At 68.4% G+C, this 18,671-nt stretch carries 15 protein-coding genes; 4 read left to right on the top strand and 11 right to left on the bottom strand.

Annotated elements, in window-relative coordinates:
- Window positions 1–492: 492 nt before the first annotated feature.
- From uppS to leuA, 3 genes are read right to left on the bottom strand one after another with little or no spacing between them, the layout of a single operon-like run.
- Window positions 493–1,362, bottom strand: coding sequence for a polyprenyl diphosphate synthase (gene uppS / locus RIV12_RS01405; RefSeq protein WP_309321692.1), 870 nt, complete (start codon window positions 1,360–1,362; stop codon window positions 493–495).
- A 2-nt stretch (window positions 1,363–1,364) separates the two neighbouring features.
- Window positions 1,365–2,114 (bottom strand): DNA repair protein RecO, encoded by a 750-nt coding sequence (recO, locus tag RIV12_RS01410; protein ID WP_309321693.1) that lies wholly within the window; start codon window positions 2,112–2,114, stop codon window positions 1,365–1,367.
- A 22-nt stretch (window positions 2,115–2,136) separates the two neighbouring features.
- Window positions 2,137–3,918: a 2-isopropylmalate synthase gene (gene leuA, locus RIV12_RS01415; RefSeq protein ID WP_309321694.1), complete on the bottom strand. Its 1,782-nt coding sequence runs from the start codon at window positions 3,916–3,918 to the stop codon at window positions 2,137–2,139.
- A gap of 381 nt (window positions 3,919–4,299) precedes the next feature.
- Here leuA and RIV12_RS01420 point away from each other — a divergent pair, with 381 nt between their 5' ends.
- The 3 genes from RIV12_RS01420 to RIV12_RS01430 are packed head-to-tail and all read left to right on the top strand — an operon-like array spanning window position 4,300 to window position 6,193.
- Complete coding sequence (locus tag RIV12_RS01420) at window positions 4,300–5,151, top strand: ABC transporter ATP-binding protein (protein ID WP_309321696.1); 852 nt, start codon at window positions 4,300–4,302, stop codon at window positions 5,149–5,151.
- Complete coding sequence (locus tag RIV12_RS01425; protein WP_309321698.1) at window positions 5,148–5,966, top strand: ABC transporter permease; 819 nt, start codon at window positions 5,148–5,150, stop codon at window positions 5,964–5,966. The genes RIV12_RS01420 and RIV12_RS01425 overlap by 4 nt, the downstream gene beginning before the upstream one ends.
- Window positions 5,967–5,968: 2 nt before the next feature.
- Window positions 5,969–6,193: a helix-turn-helix transcriptional regulator gene (locus tag RIV12_RS01430; RefSeq protein WP_075378154.1), complete on the top strand. Its 225-nt coding sequence runs from the start codon at window positions 5,969–5,971 to the stop codon at window positions 6,191–6,193.
- A gap of 34 nt (window positions 6,194–6,227) precedes the next feature.
- Here RIV12_RS01430 and RIV12_RS01435 read toward each other — a convergent pair whose 3' ends face one another.
- Window positions 6,228–6,956 carry a TetR/AcrR family transcriptional regulator gene (locus RIV12_RS01435; protein ID WP_309321700.1) on the bottom strand — a complete coding sequence of 243 codons (729 nt, stop codon included), beginning with the start codon at window positions 6,954–6,956 and terminating at the stop codon, window positions 6,228–6,230.
- A gap of 121 nt (window positions 6,957–7,077) precedes the next feature.
- On the opposite strand from RIV12_RS01435, the gene RIV12_RS01440 reads away from it, so the two are divergent.
- Window positions 7,078–8,514, top strand: a complete 1,437-nt coding sequence (locus RIV12_RS01440; RefSeq protein ID WP_309321701.1) for an MFS transporter — start codon at window positions 7,078–7,080, stop codon at window positions 8,512–8,514.
- A gap of 133 nt (window positions 8,515–8,647) precedes the next feature.
- On the opposite strand, the gene RIV12_RS01445 is transcribed toward RIV12_RS01440, so the two are convergent.
- The 7 genes from RIV12_RS01445 to RIV12_RS01475 form a co-directional block, all read right to left on the bottom strand.
- On the bottom strand, window positions 8,648–12,220 hold the full coding sequence (locus RIV12_RS01445; RefSeq protein ID WP_309321702.1) for a proline dehydrogenase family protein: 3,573 nt from the start codon (window positions 12,218–12,220) through the stop codon (window positions 8,648–8,650).
- A 155-nt stretch (window positions 12,221–12,375) separates the two neighbouring features.
- The gene (gene era / locus RIV12_RS01450) at window positions 12,376–13,662 is read right to left on the bottom strand and encodes a GTPase Era (RefSeq protein WP_309321704.1); all 1,287 of its coding nucleotides are present in this window, start codon (window positions 13,660–13,662) and stop codon (window positions 12,376–12,378) included.
- Entirely contained in the window at window positions 13,655–14,941 is a 1,287-nt protein-coding gene (locus RIV12_RS01455; protein ID WP_309321706.1) for a hemolysin family protein, read from the bottom strand. Before RIV12_RS01455 ends, era begins: the two co-directional genes overlap by 8 nt.
- A gap of 7 nt (window positions 14,942–14,948) precedes the next feature.
- Window positions 14,949–15,407 (bottom strand): rRNA maturation RNase YbeY, encoded by a 459-nt coding sequence (ybeY, locus tag RIV12_RS01460; RefSeq protein ID WP_309321708.1) that lies wholly within the window; start codon window positions 15,405–15,407, stop codon window positions 14,949–14,951.
- Window positions 15,397–16,614, bottom strand: coding sequence for a PhoH family protein (locus RIV12_RS01465; protein ID WP_428978900.1), 1,218 nt, complete (start codon window positions 16,612–16,614; stop codon window positions 15,397–15,399). Before RIV12_RS01465 ends, ybeY begins: the two co-directional genes overlap by 11 nt.
- 298 nt (window positions 16,615–16,912) lie before the next feature.
- On the bottom strand, window positions 16,913–17,779 hold the full coding sequence (locus tag RIV12_RS01470) for an NmrA family NAD(P)-binding protein (protein ID WP_309321710.1): 867 nt from the start codon (window positions 17,777–17,779) through the stop codon (window positions 16,913–16,915).
- 128 nt (window positions 17,780–17,907) lie between these two features.
- Entirely contained in the window at window positions 17,908–18,405 is a 498-nt protein-coding gene (locus RIV12_RS01475) for an anthrone oxygenase family protein (protein ID WP_309321712.1), read from the bottom strand.
- Window positions 18,406–18,671: the final 266 nt, after the last annotated feature.

Genomic DNA, 18,671 nt, shown 5'->3' on the forward strand with positions numbered 1-18,671 from the left:
AGATCGGCCCGGTGCCTGAGCCGGGTTTCGCAGTTGTTTGGGTGGTGCCTGGCGTGTAGTGCACGAGGGTTGGGAGCTGCTGAAAGAGGGCCGGGGGTACTCCACGTAGGCCGGGGGTTCGTGCAGTACGCACACCCTTGGCCAGTAGATCCCCACCCTCGTGGAGTAGGCCGACTCGGGCCGGAGCCGGTGTCGCACCGACCCCGCGGAGTCGATCCCACCAGCAGCCCAGTGTCCACAGCGCTGACATCAGCGGCTTCGCCGTGGAAGCGGCCAGCGGAAATCGTTGGAATTCTGGGGTTTCTCCTCGAAGTACGACGCCTGAGCAAGGTTGATGTCAGCGTCATGGACACTGGTGCCCCGTCAGGCCTCTTCCATCGCGCCCGCCATCGACTCCAGGCCATCTTGTCCCACCCCGGAATCCCGCAGGAGCGAGCGTCTCAGCAGCCATGACACTCACATGTCTCAGATGTGAGGAGACAAGACAGTTCCCTATTTCCCATCGTGGTGCGGTTCCTCGTTCGCCTCGTTGTCCTCTAGGACCTCGGCGTCGGCGGGCTCCTCGTGCAGCACCCTGTCCACGGCGCCGCCGTAGCGGCGCTCGCGCCCGGCGTAGACCTCGCACGCCCTCCACAGCTCGGTGCGGTTGAAGTCGGGCCAGGCCAGGGGCGAGAAGTAGAGCTCGGCGTAGGAGGAGGACCACATGAGGAAGTTGGAGGTGCGCTGCTCGTCGCCGGTGCGGATGAACAGGTCCACGTCCCGCATGGCGGGCGAGTAGAGGTAACGCTGGATGGTCTTCTCGTTGATGGAGGAGGCCCTGAGCCGGCCGGCGGCGACGTCCTCGGCGATGGCTCGGGTGGCGTCGGCGATCTCGGCCCGCCCGCCGTAGTTGATGCACAGGTTGAGGACCAGGCCCGTGTTGTTGGCGGTGATGCGCTCAGCCTCCCGCAGCTCATGCAGGACGGACTTCCACAGGCGCGGGGTGCGCCCGATCCAGCGCAGCCTGACGTTCCAGGAGTTGAGGACATCGCGCTGGACACGCAGGACCTTACGGGCGAAGCCCATGATGAAGCGGACCTCGCCGGGTGAGCGCCGCCAGTTCTCGGTGGAGAAGGCGTAGACGCTCAGCTCTTTCACACCGATCTCGATGGCGCCGGCGGCGACGTCGAGCATATTGGCCTCCCCCACCCGGTGGCCCTCGGTGCGGGGCAGGCCACGGGCGTTGGCCCAGCGCCCGTTGCCGTCCATGACAACAGCGACGTGCTGGGGCAGGGAGGCGGCGGGCAGCACGGGCGGGGTCAGGCCGGGCCGGTGCAGGGGCGGGGCGGCCTCGACCGTCATGTCTCTGGCGACGTCTGTCATGGTTATGCCCTTTCCACCAGTGCGAGGGAGCGCAGGCGCCGCTCCAGGTACCAGGTCGTGTAGGCCGAGACGAGTCCGGAGGCCTGCGAGCGCTCGCGCTGGCCGGAGGCGTCGGCCACGGCCCAGTCGCCGGAGAGCAGGGCCCCAAGGAGCGCCATCGTGGCCGGCTCGACCTCGACGGCGCCGGCCGAGCGGCAGGACTCGCACACCGCACCACCGGCCTGCACGTGGAAGGCCCGGTGCGGTCCGGGGGTGCCGCACAGGGCGCAGTCGTAGCACGAGGGCGCCCAGCCCCCAAGGGCCAGGGCCCGCAGCAGGTAGGAGTCCAGGATGAGTCCTGGGGCGTGGCGCCGGTGGGACATGGCGGCCAGGGCCCCGGCCAGCAGCAGGTACTGCTGGGGGCTGGCCTCGGTGCCCAGGTCTCCGTCGTCGGCGCTGAGTCGTTCGGCGGTCTCCACCATGGTCGAGGCGCAGGTGAACATGGCGTAGTCGGCACTCATGGCCCGCCCGAAGGGGTCGATGATCTCGGCCTGGGTGACGACGTCGAGGGTGCGTCCGGCGTGGAGCTGGACATCGGTCATGGAGAATGGCTCCAGGCGTGCGCCGAAGCGGGAGGTGGTGCGGCGCACCCCCTTGGCCACGGCGCGCACCTGACCGTGGTGGCGGGTGAGCATCACGATGATGCGGTCGGCCTCGCCCAGCTTGTAGGTGCGCAGGATGATCGCCTCATCCCGGTACAGCCTGCTCGTCACGGGCGCAGTCTCTCACGCCCTCTCAGCGCAGAGCGCGATTGAGCGCGGAGATGACGGCCTTGAAGGAGGAGGTGGTGATGGAGGGGTCGATGCCCACGCCCCACAGGATCTGGCCGTCGATCTCGCACTCGACGTAGCTGGCGGCCTTCGCGTCGTGTCCCTCGCTCAGGGCGTGCTCGGCGTAGTCGAGGATCCGCACGCTCAAGCCTGTGCTCTCCAGGGCGGTGACGAAGGCGTCCAGGGGGCCGTTGCCGGAGGCGGTCAGGTGCTTCTCCTGGCCACCGTCGACCAGGGTGACGGTGAGGGTGGAGTCCTCGTCGTCGCCGGTGGAGGTCAGGGTGGCCCCCCGCAGCTCGAAGCGGCCCCAGCGACTGAGCTCGGCCTCGGGGGCGGCCGCGGCGGGCAGGTACTCGTCGGCGAAGATCGACCACAGGCGGGCGCCGTCGACCTCGCCGCCGTAGGTGTCGGTGTGGCGCTGGACGATGTGGGAGAACTCGATCTGGAGGCGGCGCGGCAGCTCGAGCTTGCGGGTGGTGCCCAGCAGATAGGCGACACCGCCCTTGCCGGACTGGGAGTTGACGCGCACGACCGCCTCGTAGGAGCGGCCCACGTCATGGGGGTCGATGGGCAGGTAGGGCATGGACCAGGGCACGGCGATCTCGGCGTCGGCCTCGGAGAGCCCCGCGGCCTTCTTGGTATTGACCTGCGTGGCGCGCGCGGCGAAGCCCTTCTTGATGGCGTCCTGGTGGGAGCCGGAGAAGGAGGTGTAGACGAGCTCGCCGGCGTAGGGGGTGCGCGGGGGCACGTCCATGCCGGTGGCCCGCTCGACGATGCGGCGGACCTCGTCGATGTCGGACAGGTCGAGCATGGGGTCGACGCCCTGGCTGAAGAGGTTGAGGGCCAGGGTCACCAGGTCCACGTTGCCGGTGCGCTCGCCGTGGCCGAACAGGCAGCCCTCGACGCGGTCGGCGCCGGCCATGAGGCCGAGCTCGGCAGTGGCCACGCCCGAGCCGCGGTCGTTGTGGTTGTGCAGGGACAGGCACACGGACTCACGCCGGGGCAGGTGGCGGCTCATCCACTCGATCTGGTCGGCGTAGACGTTGGGCGTGGCGCGCTCGACGGTGGAAGGCAGGTTGAGGATGATCTCGCGATCATCCTCGGGCTGCCACACGTCCATGACGGCCTCGCAGACCTCGAGGCTGTAGTCGAGCTCGGTGTCGATGAAGAACTCCGGGGAGTACTCGTAGCCGAAGATCGTGTCCTCATCCAGGACCTTCTCTGCGCGGGCCATGATCTGGCGGGTGCCGTCGACGGCGAGCTCGCGGACCTGATCACGGTCCATGCGGAAGACGACGTCACGGAAGATGGGCGACAGGGCGTTGTAGAGGTGGACGGTGGCCCGGGGGATGCCGACGCAGGCGTCCAGGGTGCGGTCGATGAGGTCGCCGCGCGACTGAGTGAGTACCGAGATGGTGACGTCCTCGGGGATCGCGCCGTCATCCACCAGGGAGCGCACGAAGTCGAAGTCGGTCTGAGAGGCGGCCGGGAAGCCGATCTCGATCTCCTTGAAGCCCATGGTCACAAGCAGGTCGAAGACGGCGCGCTTGGCCTGGGGCCCCATGGGCTCGATGAGGGACTGGTTGCCGTCGCGCAGGTCGGTGCTCAGCCAACGGGGGGCGGTGGTGATGCGCTTGTCCGGCCAGGTGCGGTCGGGCAGATCGATGGTGGCGACGTCGAGGAAGGGCCGGTACTTGGCAAACGGCATACCGGAGGGCTGCTGGGGGGCGGGGCGGGCGTTACGCATCGGGGTTCTCCTGGGATCAGGTGCTTCGTGGTTCCGACGGCGGTTCCGGCAGGGGCTGAGGAGCCCTGAGGGAATCCGGGGCACGATCAAGGACGTGGCCGAGCAGGACGAGTCAGCCGCGGTCGGGGTGCCGGCCTGTCAGGCCCCGCCGCGGCGACTAAGCAGGAGGCTCACCTGGTGGCCTGGAGTCGCTCGCACGGGGTAGACCCTACCCCGATGACGATCCGTCGTCAGGCAAGACGGCCCCACGGGACCGCAGTGTGAGACGGAGAGGAAAGGAGCTCCCCCGCGAGCCGCACCTCCCGATCTGACGAACACCAACACTATATTGTAGTATCTCTGCTACATTTGGTTGCGCTTCTATTGAGGAGGGTTTGTTCGATGTCTCCAGTCATCACCACGGAGAGCCTCGAGTTCTCCTACGGGGACACCCCGGTCCTGCGCGGCATCGACCTGTCGGTCGAGGCCGGCGAGGTGGTCTGCCTGCTCGGCCCCAACGGCGTGGGCAAGACGACCCTCGTGGAGAACCTGCTGGGTTCACTGATGCCGACCAGTGGCAGGGTGCGCGTGCTCGACACCGATCCGCGCCGGGCGGGCGCCGACTTCTGGGCGCGGATCGGACTGGTGCAGCAGAGCTGGACCGACCACGCCAAATGGAAGGTGAGGGAGCAGCTGGAGTGGATCCGCTCGGTCCAGCTGACGGCGGCGAGCCGGGTGAGCAGCGTCGAAGAGGTACTCGATGCCGTCGGGCTCAGTGAGAAGGCCGACTCCCGGCTGTCACGGCTCTCCGGCGGGCAGCGACGCACCATTGACTTCGCGGCCGCGCTCATGGCCTCACCCGAGATCCTCGTCCTGGACGAGCCGACGACCGGACTGGACCCGGCCTCGAAGGCGCGTTTGCACGATCTCATCCTGGCCCGGGTCGACGACGACGCCACCATCGTCATGACCACCCATGATCTGGCCGAGGCCGAGCACCTGGCCTCTCGGGCGCTCATCATGAACGAGGGCCGGATCATCGCCGACGGCACGGTCACGGCACTGCGCGAACGCCTCGACCGCGGCGCCGAGATCACCTGGGTCCAGGACGGCACCCACCACGTCCACACCACCCACTGCCCTGAGCGCTTCGTCAAAGGGCTCGACCTCGATACCGTCACCGGGCTCACCATCACCCGCCCCACCCTGGAGGAGACCTACCTCTCCCTCGTCAGCGAGGAGTCCCACTCATGAGTATTCGCACCTTCCTGGCGGTTCTGCGCGCAGCCTCCCGTCAGGCGGCCACCGACCTTCGAACGGGTCTTGTCGGAATGGGCGTCGCGCTGCTGACATCCGTGAGCGCCATCGTGATCGTCGGCAGGAACACCCAAGCAACTGTCGGCCCTATCTTCCTTGCCGGCAGCATCGGCACCATCAGCTGCTTCATCACCCTTCAGATCGCCAGCGAGACCTACATCGACCGTATCGGCGGCGCCCTGCTGCGGGTGCGCATCCTGCCCCACGGCCCGCTTGCGTGGGCGATCGGAAAGACGATGTCCTCGATCATTCAGACCCTCATCTTCCAGGGGGCCATTCTTCTTGGGGGAGCGCTCTTCGTGGACGCTCTTGCTCTGCACACGCCCCAGATACTGGCCTGTCTGCCACTCATAGCGCTGTCGGCCGTCGCCACGGCCCCGCTGGGCTTTCTCGTGGGCACCTTCGTCCGCGGCGCCTACAGCTTCATGGCCTCCTGGCTGCCCATCTTCGCCCTCGTCGGAACGAGCGGTTTCTTCATGCCCCTGGACCGCTTCCCGGCCTGGGTGCAGGCGGTTCAGCTGGTGATGCCGACGTACTGGTCGGGACACCTGACCCGATGGGCACTGGTGGGCGACCCCTCGTGGGAGGTGGGCAGAGCCTTCTCCCCGGCGCTCGCCGTCGGGGTCCTGGCGGCCTGGACAGTCCTCGGCTTCGCAGGGGCCTCGTTCATCGTGCGGTACAGCTTCCGCAAGGAGACGATCGGTAGTCTGGCGCGCGTGCAGTCCACCATTCGCTCCCAGACCGGTCTGTGACCATGTCCGACGACGTCGTCCACAACCGGATCGCGGTCCTGCGCACCGACCGCCGGGTGAGCCGCCGCGAGCTCGCCGAGGCCCTCGGCGTCCACTACCAGACGGTGGGCTACCTCGAGCGCGGGGAGTACGCACCCTCGCTGCACCTGGCCCTGCGCATCGCCCGTTACTTCGACGTGCCCGTCGAGTCAGTCTTCTCCCTCGAGGAGTTCCCCCGTCTGACGTGAGACGCATCCCCACCCTCACGCTCCGATCGGGCCGTCAGCCTGAGACGCTATCGGCCTCGATCCCGGCGATGATCCGATCGAGGCCGTAGTCGAGCTCATACCCTTGTTCGTCATCGAGGGCCTCGGCCTTGAGCACCTGAGCCATGGTTGTCAGCCCATCGGCTTCGAGGCGGGTCAGGAGCCAGCTCGTGGACGTACCGCGGCCCGTACCGCGCTCCGCCGTCTCCAAGGAACGCTTCAGCGCGGCGACGGTGCGCACGTGGCCGTCGACGAGCAGCGCCGCATTGAGCCGCTCCTGCAGTTCGAGCCCCGCACCGGCGAGCACCTGAAGGACAGCCTCCATCCACCGCAGCCGATGCGGCCCGGTTGGCATGCCGTGGACCGGGGCATCCAGGAGCCAGGGATGCGCGTCATAGCGGGCGTGGACGGCGAGCGCCCAGCATCGCAGTCCGCCCGCCCAGTCCTCGGAATGCCCTGAAAGGACCGGAGGCGGCCCGAAGGCGACATCGATCATGGCGGCGATGACCTCGTCGCGGGAACTGATGTGCCGATACGCAGCCATGGTGCTCACGCTCAGGCGCTGGGCGAGTTTGCGAACCGACACGCCTTCCAGACCCTCATCGTCTGCGAGCGCGATACCCGCGCGAACGATCTTGCCGACATCCAGACCTTTGCCCTCCTCCCGATCTTCGACCGCCTCGGAGGCATCGACTTCCCACAGCCACCGCACCCACTTGGGCGGGGCGTCCGGATCGGTGTGCATCACTGTCTCTCCTCGCCGTTGCGTCGGGCATTGGATTGCGTCAACCACGACACATGCGTACAGTGTACTCACCACCGACGTGTACAGCGTATACATTTTGGAGCCGTGAGAGGACGGGAGCATGAAGAACGAGGAACGATCCCAGCATCAGGGCGCCGCAAGGTCACGCACCGTTGCCACCACCGTGCTCATGGTGGCGACGTTCATGGATCTGATGGACTCAACGATCACCAACGTCGCACTGCCCACGATCGGCAAGGACCTCAGTGCGACGCCGGAGCAGCTGGAGTGGACTCTCGCCGGTTACGTCATCGCCTTCGCGACGCTACTCATCACGGGCGGTCGGCTTGGCGATATCTTCGGGCACCGGCGCATCTTCGTGATTGGGATGGTGGGATTCACCCTCGCCTCCCTGGGGGCAGCACTGTCCCAGACGGGCGACCTGCTCGTCGCGGCCCGCGTGATTCAAGGCGCGTTCGCCGGCATCATGGTGCCCCAGGTGCTCTCCAGCGTGCAGGTGATGTTCGCACCTGAGGAGCGCGCCCCCGTCCTGGGCATCATTGGAGCGCTGAGCTCGCTGGGGGCCATCGGGGGACTGATCCTCGGTGGCTGGCTCGTCACGGCCGACCTTCTGGGTATGGGTTGGCGCAGCATCTTCCTCGTGAACGTGCCGGTCGGAGTCATGCTTGTCGCTGCGGCGCTCCTGTTCGTACCGAGGAGTCGTTCGGAGCATCCGCTCAGGCCCGATCTGGTCGGGGTGCTGTTGGGTGGTCTCGGGGTCTTCCTGGTCGTCTTCCCACTCACCGACGGTCGCGCCGCGGGGTGGGCGTGGTGGATCTGGGCCATGCTGACGACGGCGCCCTTCGTCATCGCCGCCTTCGTGTGGCAGCAGAGGCGCATGCTCAAGGCTCACGGATCCCCACTGCTGCCGCTCCCACTGTTTCGCGATCGAGGATTTGCGAGCGGACAGCTGGTGCAGGTGCTCTCGTCGATCGGCAACGGCGGGTACGTGCTCATCCTGCTGTACTACGTTCAGAGCGCACTCGGCTTCACCGCACTGGCGGCGGGGCTCACGCTCCTTCCCTTCGCACTGGGCTCCATGGCGGCCACACCGTTGGCGATCCTCGCGACGAGGCGGATCGGCAAGTGGGCCGTGCTGCTCGGCGGGATGGTGCAAGCAGGTGCGCTGACCTGGGTCCTGTGGACGATCCGGACCGCCGGAGCGTCCCTGACGGGGTGGGACCTCACCGCCCCGCTGGCGCTGACAGGTGCCGGGCTGATGACTCTCATCATGCCGCTGACGAGTATCACGCTTGAGTCGGTGCCCACCCAGGACGCCGGAGCGGCATCCGGCACCCTGACCACCTTCGGCCAGGTCGGCATGGTGCTGGGAGTCGCTCTTGCCGGGACCATGTTCTTCGGGATCCTTCAGGACACGGCCGACCCTCGCGAGGCCGTCACAACCGCCCTGTGGGTGGCTATCGTCGCGTACGGCCTCGCCGGCCTCGCCTCAGTGATCATGCCTGACCGCACCAAGGCGTTACCGCAGGACGCATGAGTCCGCTCCCCTGTTCCGATCCCCCTGATACCTAGCGATGTGGAAGCCGGGTGGTGCCCTCCCAATCGAGAGGGCACCACCCGGCTGATCGTTTCTGTCACTCGGTCCCGTCGGGACGTTGCGACACCGCGGTCTACAGGAGGCCCTCGGCCAGGTCCAGCGGGGTGCCGAAACGATGGTTGGTGATGGCCACTGCCTGCTCACGCAGGAAGGGCAGCAACTCGGAGTGCGGGCAGGCCGTCACGGCCCCCGTGTACAGGGCGATGTCGGGGCTCCCGCCGGTCACCCGGCTGGCCTGGCTCCAGCGGGCGGCCGAGGTCTCCTCACGTGGGCCGAGGATGCGCACGCGCGTTCCCAGCCCGCCGGAGGCGGACAGCTCAGCCAGGCGGGCGTCCCAAGCCCCCTGGTCCTCGACCGCCACCTGGACGCCGGCGGCCAGCAGCGCGTTCTGCAACGGCTGAGGCAGACGGTCGGCCACTGACAGGCTGACGAACCCTCCGGCGCGCACACCGGCCGCCATGACACGCACGACGTCGGCCAGCTCGGTTCCCGCCCCGGCGCGCACGACGACGTCAGTGGGCCGGTAGCGCAGAACGTTGCGCTCGCAGGCCAGTGCCGTGACATCGCGGTTGACGCCGTAGGCGCTCCTCCAGGCGGAGGCGTCGGCCACCAGTGCGCGGCGCAGCCCGGCCAGGTCGCCCTCATCCAGCTGACCGCTGACGGCGTCGCACAGGCTCGCCACGCGCGGGTCCAGCGCGGCAGTGCCCTGGCTGGCCGACTCCTTCACGTCCTGACCGCCTGCGGGCTCGACGTCCCCCAGTCCCAGCAGGTAGGAGGGGCCGCCGGCCTTCGTCGTCGAACCGATGGCCGAGCGCTTCCAGCCGCCGAAGGGCTGGCGACGCACGATGGCCCCGGTGATACCGCGGTTGACGTAGATGTTGCCGGCCTGGATCGAGTCGAGCCAGACGGCGAGCTCGGCCGCGTCGAGGGTCTGGAGCCCGGAGGTGAGCCCGTAGTCGACCGCGTTGACCGCATCGATGGCCTCCTCGAGCGTGTCGACCCGCATGACGCCGATGACGGGTGCGAAGTACTCGGTGAGGTGGAACTCGCTGCCGGGTACGACCCCGGCTCGGATACCCGGGGTCCACAGGCCGTCACCGAGGTAGCGGGGCTTGAGGACCCAGTGCTCACCGACCCCCAGGGTGGTCAGGCCGCGCACGGCCTTCTCGTCATCGGGCACGACGACGGGCCCCATCTGGGAGTCCAGCGACAGCGGGAGCCTGACCCTCAGGGAGGCGGTGGCGTCCACGAGCTGGCGGGCGATGCGCTCGGAGGTGCCGGCCGAGGAGACCAGGACCAGCAGGGAGGAGGCCGAGCACTTCTGGCCGGCGTGGGCGAAGGCCGAGTAGACGGCGTCGCGCACGGCGATGTCGGGGTCGGCGGAGGGGGTGACGATGATGGCGTTCTTGCCGCTGGTCTCCCCCAGCAGGTGCATGTCCGGCTTCCAGGAGCGGAAGAGGCGGGCTGTGTCGTAGGAGCCGGTGAGGACCACGCGGTCGACGTCCTTGTGGGTCACCAGGTGGCGTGAGACGTCGCCGTCCTCCAGCGGGGCGAGCACCACGAGGTCCTCAGGGATCCCGGCATCGTGGAAGGCGCGCACGAGCTCGGCCGAGCAGCGTCGGGCCGGCGGGGCGGGCTTGAGGATGACGGCGCTGCCGGCCGCCAGGGCCGCGGCCACTCCCCCGGTGGGGATGGCCACCGGGAAGTTCCAGGGGGAGGCGACCACGGTGACATCCACCGGGGCGAAGCGGGCCCCGACCATGTACTCCGGGTCGTGCAGGAGCAGCGAGGCCTCGGCGTAGTGGTGGCAGAAGTCGATGGCTTCGCTGACCTCGGGGTCGGACTGGTCGATGGTCTTGCCGGCCTCGGAGCCGGCGACCTCGATGAGCTCGGCGCGCCGGGCGGCCAGCACGTCACCGACGCGGTGCAGGGCGGCGGCCCGCTCCTCCGGGTCCAGGGACTGCCAGACGCCGGCAGCCTCGGCCGTCGCGGCCACGAGGGAGTCCACCTCGGCGTTCGTGGCCAGGCGGGCGGCACCTGCCTCCACCTCGGCCACGCCCCGCGTGGAGCCCGGGATGGCGGCGGCGATGTCCCGGGCCCACTGGCGGTTAGCGGCCAGGGCCGGGTCGGAGTCGGGCTCGGAGACGAAGGGCCTCCTGGCACGCTCGGCAACTGTCCCGGTCTCCTGAGGAATGCCAGCCTCCCGCTCGGCGAGCCGGTTCTGGGTGCGGTTGGGCACCGGTACCGGGGCGTCCGGGTCGAGGTCGGACAGGGCCGCCAGGAAGCGGTCGCGCTCGCGGGCGAAGATCTGCTCGTTGCTGGCCAGGTCGAAGACACCGGACATGAAGTTCTCCGGCGCCGCGTTCTCCTCCAAGCGGCGCACCAGGTAGGAGATGGCGACGTCGAACTCGTGAGGGTCGACGACGGGCACGTACAGCAGGAGGTGACCGGTCTCGCGGCGCACGACCTCCTGGATGCCGGTGGCCATGCCGGAGAGCATCTCGAACTCGACGTCGTCCTCGACGCCGCGCGCGGCGCGCAGCTCGAAGGCGAAGGCGATGTCGAAGAGGTTCTGGCCGGCCACGCCCAGGCGGATGTTGCGGGTGCGCTCGGGCGTCATCGCCCAGGAGAGCATGCGCTTGTAGTTGGTGTCGGTGGCCTGCTTGGAGGGCCAGGTGGTCAGCTCCCAGCCGTGGATCTCGGCGTCGACCTTCTCCATGGACAGGTTGGCGCCCTTGACGATGCGGACCTTGACGCGTGAGCCGCCGGAGGCGACACGCTTGGCGGCCCACTCCTGGAGGCGCTGCATGGCGCCCAGGGAGTCGGGCAGGTAGGCCTGCAGGACGATGCCGGCCTCATAGCCGCGCATGTCCTCCTGGTCGAGGATCGCGGTGAAGACCGCGATGGTCAGGTCGAGGTCCTTGTAGTCCTCCATGTCCAGGTTGAGGAAGGTGCCGTGGTCGCGGGCCAGGCGGTAGAGGGGCAGGAGGGCCTGGACGCCGTGGGCGACGACCTCCTCGAAGCCCCACGGGTTGTGGGGGCCGGTGACGGCGGAGACCTTGACCGAGACGTAGTCGACGTCCTCACGGGTGACCAGGCGGGAGACCTCGGCCAGGCGGCGGGACGCCTCCTTCTCCCCCAGGACGGCCTCGCCCAGGAGGTTGACGTTGAGCCGGTTGCCGCCCTTGCGCAGGCGGGCGAGGGCGGGTCCGAGGCCCTTGTCGGTGGCATCGACGACGAGGTCACCGACGATCTCCCGGAAGACCCGCCGGGCGACGGCGGTGACGGTGCGCGGGGCGAGGCGGGAGGCGGCCGAGCCCAGGCCCATGGCTCCGGCCAGGGCGGGCGGCAGGAAGTCGGTGCGCCCTGCGGACAGGCGCTTGAGGGCTGTGCTGGCGACGTCGAGGTCGGTGGGACGCACGACGTCGTCGACGAAGCGGGTGGTGAATGTCAGGCCCTCAGGGTCGGAGAGGATGCCGGAGAGAAGCTTGGCCGAGCGCGGTACCGGCTCGGCTGCCGACTCGTCAGCCCACCGGCGTGCTCGGGCGACGGCTTTCTCACCTAGCGCCCACAGGTCGTCGGGGCAGCGGCGTCCTGTGTTACCTGCGTTGGTAAGGGGCTGACTGGGAACGGCGTTGTTCGTCATGCGGTTGGCCTCCAGGTCGATGTGGCATCGGGCCCTCCAAGTGTGCGTGACGACACCCATTGTGCGCGACCGATTCGGGCACCGAGTCGCCACGTGTCGCAAGTCCCCTTGGTCCTAGATGTCGTCCCGCCGCCACGCTGACAGGGTGGGGCGGCTCAGAAGCCGAGGCGGGCCAGGGCCTTGGGGTCGGACTGCCAGTCCTTGGCGGTGCGCACGTGCAGGTCGAGGTAGACCTTGCGGCCCAGCAGCTTCTCGATGCCCTTGCGGGCGGTGACGCCCACCTCCTTGAGGCGCCGTCCGCCTTTGCCGATGATGATGGCCTTCTGGGAGTCGCGTTCGACGACGAGGCTCACGCGCACCTGGAGACGGCCTCCGGCGCCCTTGATGCGGCCGACCTCGCGCTCGTCGTCGGGGTCGGCGATCTCGTCGACGACGACTGCCAGGGAGTGGGGCAGCTCGTCGCGCACGCCCTCCAGGGCGGCCTCGCGCACGAGCTCGGCGATCATGACCTGCTGGGGCTCGTCGGTGATCTCCCCGGTGGGGTAGAGCGGCGGAGACAGGGGCATGTGCCCCAGCAGGACCTCCTCGAGGACGTCGATCTGCTCGTTGCGCTGGGCTGAGACCGGGACGATGTCGGCCCAGTCCCCCAGCTCGCTGACGGCCAGGAGCTGGACGGCCAGGGCCTCGCGGGTGACGGTGTCGGCCTTGGTGACCACGGCGACCACGGGGGTGCGCAGCTCGGCGAGGTCACGGGTGATGAAGCGGTCGCCGGGGCCGATCTTCTCGTTGGCGGGGATGCAGAAGACGACGATGTCGACGTCGGTGAGGGTCTCGCGCACCAGATCGTTGAGGCGCTTGCCCAACAGGGTGCGGGGGCGGTGGAGGCCGGGGGTGTCGACCAGGACGATCTGCGCATTCTCCTTGTGGATGACGCCGCGCACGTTGTGGCGGGTGGTCTGGGGGCGCCCGGAGGTGATGGCGATCTTGGCGCCGACCATGGCGTTGGTGAGGGTGGACTTACCAGCGTTGGGGCGGCCCACGATGCAGGCGAAACCGGCGCGGAAGTCCTCGGGGAAGTCGGGGACGACGATCTCGACGCGGGTCGAGTCGGCAGTGTCGGCGGGCTCGTCCTCATCCGCGTCGTCGTCCTCGTCCAGGATCGGGAAGCCGTCTGCGTCCAGCCCGATGGCGGCACCGGAGTCATCGGAGCCGTCGGCCTCGTCTCCGGTCTCGTCCTCGCCGTCTTCCTCATCGTCAGGTTCGGTCAGCGGGTTGGGTCCGTCCATGAGCTCGGCGTCAGTGGGGAAGCGGAAGCCGACCGGGGCGGGGCCGGGCGCCGGCATCTCGAGGGGCTCGGACAGGAGCTCCTCGGTGGCCTCCTCGGTGGGCTGGGGCTGGTCGTCGCGGGCTGCGGAGGCGGTCTGGTCGGCGGTGTCAGTCATCGATGTCCTCTTCGGGGGCGGTGGTGCGCGAGGCGAGAATAGTGGAGACCTGGCGGCGGCGGCCGGTGGCCTCCTCGGCCTGGAGGTGGACGCCCTGGGTGTCTCCGGCGGCGCCGGGCAGGGGGACGCGGCCGATGGCCTTGGTGAGCAGGCCACCGACGGTGTCGACGTCGTCGTCGTCGATCTCGAGGTCGAAGAGCTCTCCGAGCTCGTCCAGGGCGAGTCGGGCGGGGACGCGGTAGGTGCCGGGGGCGACTTCGACGACCTCGGGCAGCTCGGGGTCGTGCTCGTCGGTGAGCTCGCCGACGACCTCCTCCAGGAGGTCCTCCATGGTGACCAGGCCGGCGGTGCCGCCGTACTCGTCGACGGCCAGGGCCATGTGGAAGCGGCCGGTCTGCATCTCGCGCAGGAGATCGTCGGCGGGTTTCGTCTCGGGGACGTACTCGGCCTCGCGGACGAATCCGGCCACGGCGAGGACCTCGTGCTCGGGGTGGGCGGCCAGGCGTCGCAGGACGTCCTTGAGGTAGAGGATGCCGCGCACGTCGTCGGCGTCCTCCCCGATGACGGGCACGCGCGAGTAGCCGGAGCGGATGAACAGGCGCATGGCGGCGGAGGCGGGCTTGTGAGCGTCGATGGTGACCATGTCGGTGCGTGGGACCATGACCTCGCGCACGAGGGTCTGGCCGAGCTCGACGACCGAGCGCATCATCTCGCGGTCCTCGTCCTCGATGGTGTCGGTCTCGCCGATCTCGTCGATCATCTCGCGCAGGTCCTCGTTGACGGCCTCGCGGGTCTCGGCGTCGGTAAGGGCGGACTCTGGGCGGCGGGTGCGTGAGACGAAGCGGCGCTGCGGGGCGGCCAGGACGTCGACCCAGGTGAGCAGGCCGCCCAGGGCCAGGAGGGTGCCGGCGGGGTTGCGTCGGCCGTAGGTGCGCGGGGAGAAGCCGACGACGACGCCCAGCAGGATGATGTTGGCCAGCAGGGCCAGGGCCAGGACCTGCCACCAGGCGCGCACCAGCCCGGAGGCGGCCAGGGTGATGAGGACGGCGGCGAGCATGTCGACGGCGACGCGGGCGACGCTGAGGGCGCCCAGGACCCGGGTACGGTGCTCGGCCAGGCGGCGGACACGGACGGCGCCGCGGCGGCCCTCCTCGATGAGGTCGTCGGCGGCGGCGCGGGTGAAGCGCAGCAGAGCGGACTCGCCGGCCGACAGGAGGGCACCTAGGGCCAGGACGATCACCGCGCAGGCGATGAGCGCGGCGGTGGGGATGCCGGTCACGCGGGTCTCACTTGCCGCGCTCGGCCAGGAAGGTCAGCAGGAGGCGGCGCTGGAGGTCGAACATCTCCTTCTTCTCCTCGGGCTCGGCGTGGTCGTAGCCCAGGAGGTGGAGGATGCCGTGGACGGTGAGCAGGAGCATCTCCTCGACGGCGGAGTGCCCGGCGACCAGGGCCTGCTTGGCGGCGACCTGCGGGCACAGGACGATGTCGCCCAGGGTCCCGGCGGGGGTGGGCGAGTCGGCCGAACCGGGGCGCAGCTCGTCCATGGGGAAGCTCATGACATCGGTGGGACCGGGCAGGTCGAGCCAGCGCACGTGGAGCTCTTCCATGGGCTCGGGGTCGATGAACATGATGTTGAGCTCGGCGGCGGGGCTGACGTGCATGGCGGTCAGGACGTGGTCGGCGAGGTCCGCGAACTCGGCGGCGTCGATGACGGTGGTGGTCTCGTTGATGACCTCAGTGGTCATGCGGGTTCCTCTCCGAGTAAGGCCGGGCGGGGCGGTTGCTGCTCCCCCGACGGTACTGGCTGTTGCGGCCGCTGCGGCCAGGCGGTCCGGCGGGTCGGGCCGCGGCGTCCTGGGCGGCGGCCTCGGCGTCGTGGCGGGCGTAGGCCTCGATGATGCGGCCCACGAGGCGGTGGCGTACGACGTCGGCCGATCCGAGCTCGCAGAAGCTGATGCCGTCGACTCCGGCGAGGATCCTGCGCACGACGATGAGGCCGGACTCGCGTCCGCCGGGCAGGTCGACCTGGGAGATGTCTCCGGTGACGACCATGCGTGAGCCGAAGCCGAGGCGGGTGAGGAACATCTTCATCTGCTCGGGGCTGGTGTTCTGGGCCTCGTCGAGGATGACGAAGGCGTCGTTGAGGGTGCGTCCGCGCATGTAGGCCAGGGGCGCGACCTCGATGGTGCCGGCGGCCATGAGGCGGGGCAGGGCCTCGGGCTCGAGCATGTCGTGGAGGGCGTCGTAGAGGGGCCGCAGGTAGGGGTCGATCTTGTCGGTGAGGCTGCCGGGCAGGAAGCCGAGGTTCTCACCGGCCTCGACGGCGGGGCGGGTGAGGATGATGCGGGAGACGCGCTTGCGGGCCAGGGCGTCGACGGCCTTGGCCATGGCCAGGTAGGTCTTGCCGGTGCCGGCGGGGCCGATGCCGAAGGTGATGGTGGATTCCTCGATGGCGTCGGTGTAGGCCTTCTGGCCGAGCGACTTGGGGCGGATGGTACGGCCGTGGGAGGTGAGGATGTCGTCGGTGAGGACCTCGGTGGGGCGGGTGGAGGTCTCCAGCAGGCCGACGGCGCGCTCGACGGCGTCCGCGGTCAGAGGCGTGCCGGTGCGGGCGACGTCGATGAGCTCGGAGAGCAGGACGACGACCGTGTCGACGCGGGCAGCGGGACCGGAGACGGTGACGGCGGTGCCGCGCACGTGGATATCGACGTCGATGAAGCCCTTCTCAATGGCGCGCAGGACCTCGTCCCGGGCTCCCAGAAGGGTCACCGGGGCGACGTCCTCGGGCAGGGTGAGGGAGCGGACCACTACGGCGTCGGGAGTGTCCGGATGAGTGGTGGCCGAGTTGACTGATGAGACGGTCGGGGCTGTGGAACCTGCCGGGATTGAGGAGTTGGCGGTTGAGGAGGTCATCGCCGGCGAATCGGCTGCAGCGGTGGGCGGTGTCGTCATCACTGTCGATCCTAGATGATTGGCCCGAAAGACGCCGAGGGCACGTCGCCCCTGGCCTACTCGCACGCTGTGAAAGTAATACTTATGGAGCTCAAGCGGAATCTCAACTCACCCATGAGACCGTTGTGCACAACCACAGCCTTGGCGAACACTGACGTCCTCGTACTCGTCGCATCTTGACCCTGAACACCAGAATCCGAGACGGTGCTCTCTACGATCTACTGCCGGCAGCACAGTCACTCGCAGACACCAGACAGAGCCACTGTTGTCCGGGGAACTGTCAACGTGGGGAGAGGGATCAGGCCTCCTGTGCAAGCACGTGCCGGACCGTGGTGTCGATATCCGTGGTTACACGGATGCTCCGATCACCGCGCGGCCCCAGCCGCTTCTGCTCGTCCGCCCGGTACAGCTCTGCCAGATTCTCCGCGATGTGCGGTGCGAAGCCGGCCTTCAACAGGGCGTCCATCCAACCGGGTTCGGGGATCGGCACGACCTCAAGCGGCTTGCCCAGGGCGGTACTCAGCGACCTGGCAACCTGGCGCTCCGTGTACTCCGGCCCCACGATGTCCACGGTCTCGCTGGTCCGTGTATCCGCCAGCAGCTCCTGGACCGCGATCTCCGCGATGTCGCGGGTGGCCACCATAGGTAGAGGCGTGTCCGCACTTGAGGCGAAAACCGGGAAGATCCCCTCATGCATAATGGCTCCGAGGATATCCCCGAACTTCTCCTGGAAGTGTCCCGGGCGCAGGGCAGTCAAGACGGTCCCAGTCTGTGCGAGCGCCTGTTCCATGTGGTGCAGGCCCAGAATAGGTCCGGTACCTTCGGTCAGATCCGCACCGCCGGAAGAGAGCATTACCGTGTGTCGAACGCCGGCGTCCTTGACCGCGTTGGAGACCGACTGCACCACTTCTGCAACGTACTGATCCAGGTCCGGCACGGAAAGATCGAAGGGCAGCATGGCGAAGAAGGCCGCCGCATCGTTCAGGGCCTCGGTGAGCTTCCGGCTGTCGCACAGGTCCAAGACGACCGCTTCAGCCCCTCGAGAGATCCAATCGGCGGCTGCTTCTGGACGACGGACGACAGCACGGACGGGGTGGCCGGAATCGAGTAAGCAGTTGGCCACGACTGAACCGATACGGCCGCTGGCTCCAGAGATGACATACATGGTGGCTCCTGTTCTGTATGGCTGATTCTTTTCAAGCAAGGTGCGCGCAGCTGGCGCGAGCATCGTTGCAGCACGGTCTGGTCACTCGATGTCGACAGACAGGCACCTGCCAGCCGGGCCCTGCCCGGTCACCGCAATTTGGAAATAATGTTCATGGCAGTTCCAACTCCCAGTCCCACAGCACCCAGGAGTGAGAGAACGGCTCGCACGCTGTTTGCGGAGGTCCACTCAGCCAGGTACATGTGCCAGATCCGGGCTCCCTCAGCGGTCCCCGCTACCACGTCGGCCAGGCGGTTGTTGCGCGGAACGTTGTAGACGATGGTCAGCACCCAGCCCGCCAGATACAGAAGGCCTCCCGCGGCGGAGATCTGCTCTCCAATACCCCGATCCGTCTTACGCACGTTGTGCACCACTGTCCACGCGCTGGCGATCGCTGTGCCAAAGAAGAAGGTCATGAACGGCACCTGCACGGCAGTGCGGTTGAATTTCTGCATGGTCTCGATCGCCTCAGCGTCCGACAACGAACCCAGCCAAGGCATCACCCTGGCCGAAAAGTTGGTGTAGACGCCCCCGACAACAGCGGATCCCACCGCACCGCATGCGGACACAAAGTTGTTCAGTGACATGACTCTCCCTTCCGAAGAACCGGGGTGACAACCGACCCAAGGCAGCGCTTCTCAGATCGCTGCTTGCACACCTCCATTCCATTGGCGAGGCGTCCACAGCTCCATGGGCCGACGGCTCACCTTCATGCGACATCGGCTCGAGGCACCCCTCGATGGTTGATTCCAGAGGAGGCGGCTCGCGGTCATCGGAACTCAGGGAGCGTAAGGCAGGGGTACCGGTGGCGCCGTTGTGCCAGCCCGACCGGCCAGGTGCTTGCAGGCGTAGC

The sequence above is a fragment of the Actinomyces stomatis genome, assembly GCF_031292835.1.
Lineage (GTDB): Bacteria > Actinomycetota > Actinomycetes > Actinomycetales > Actinomycetaceae > Actinomyces > Actinomyces stomatis.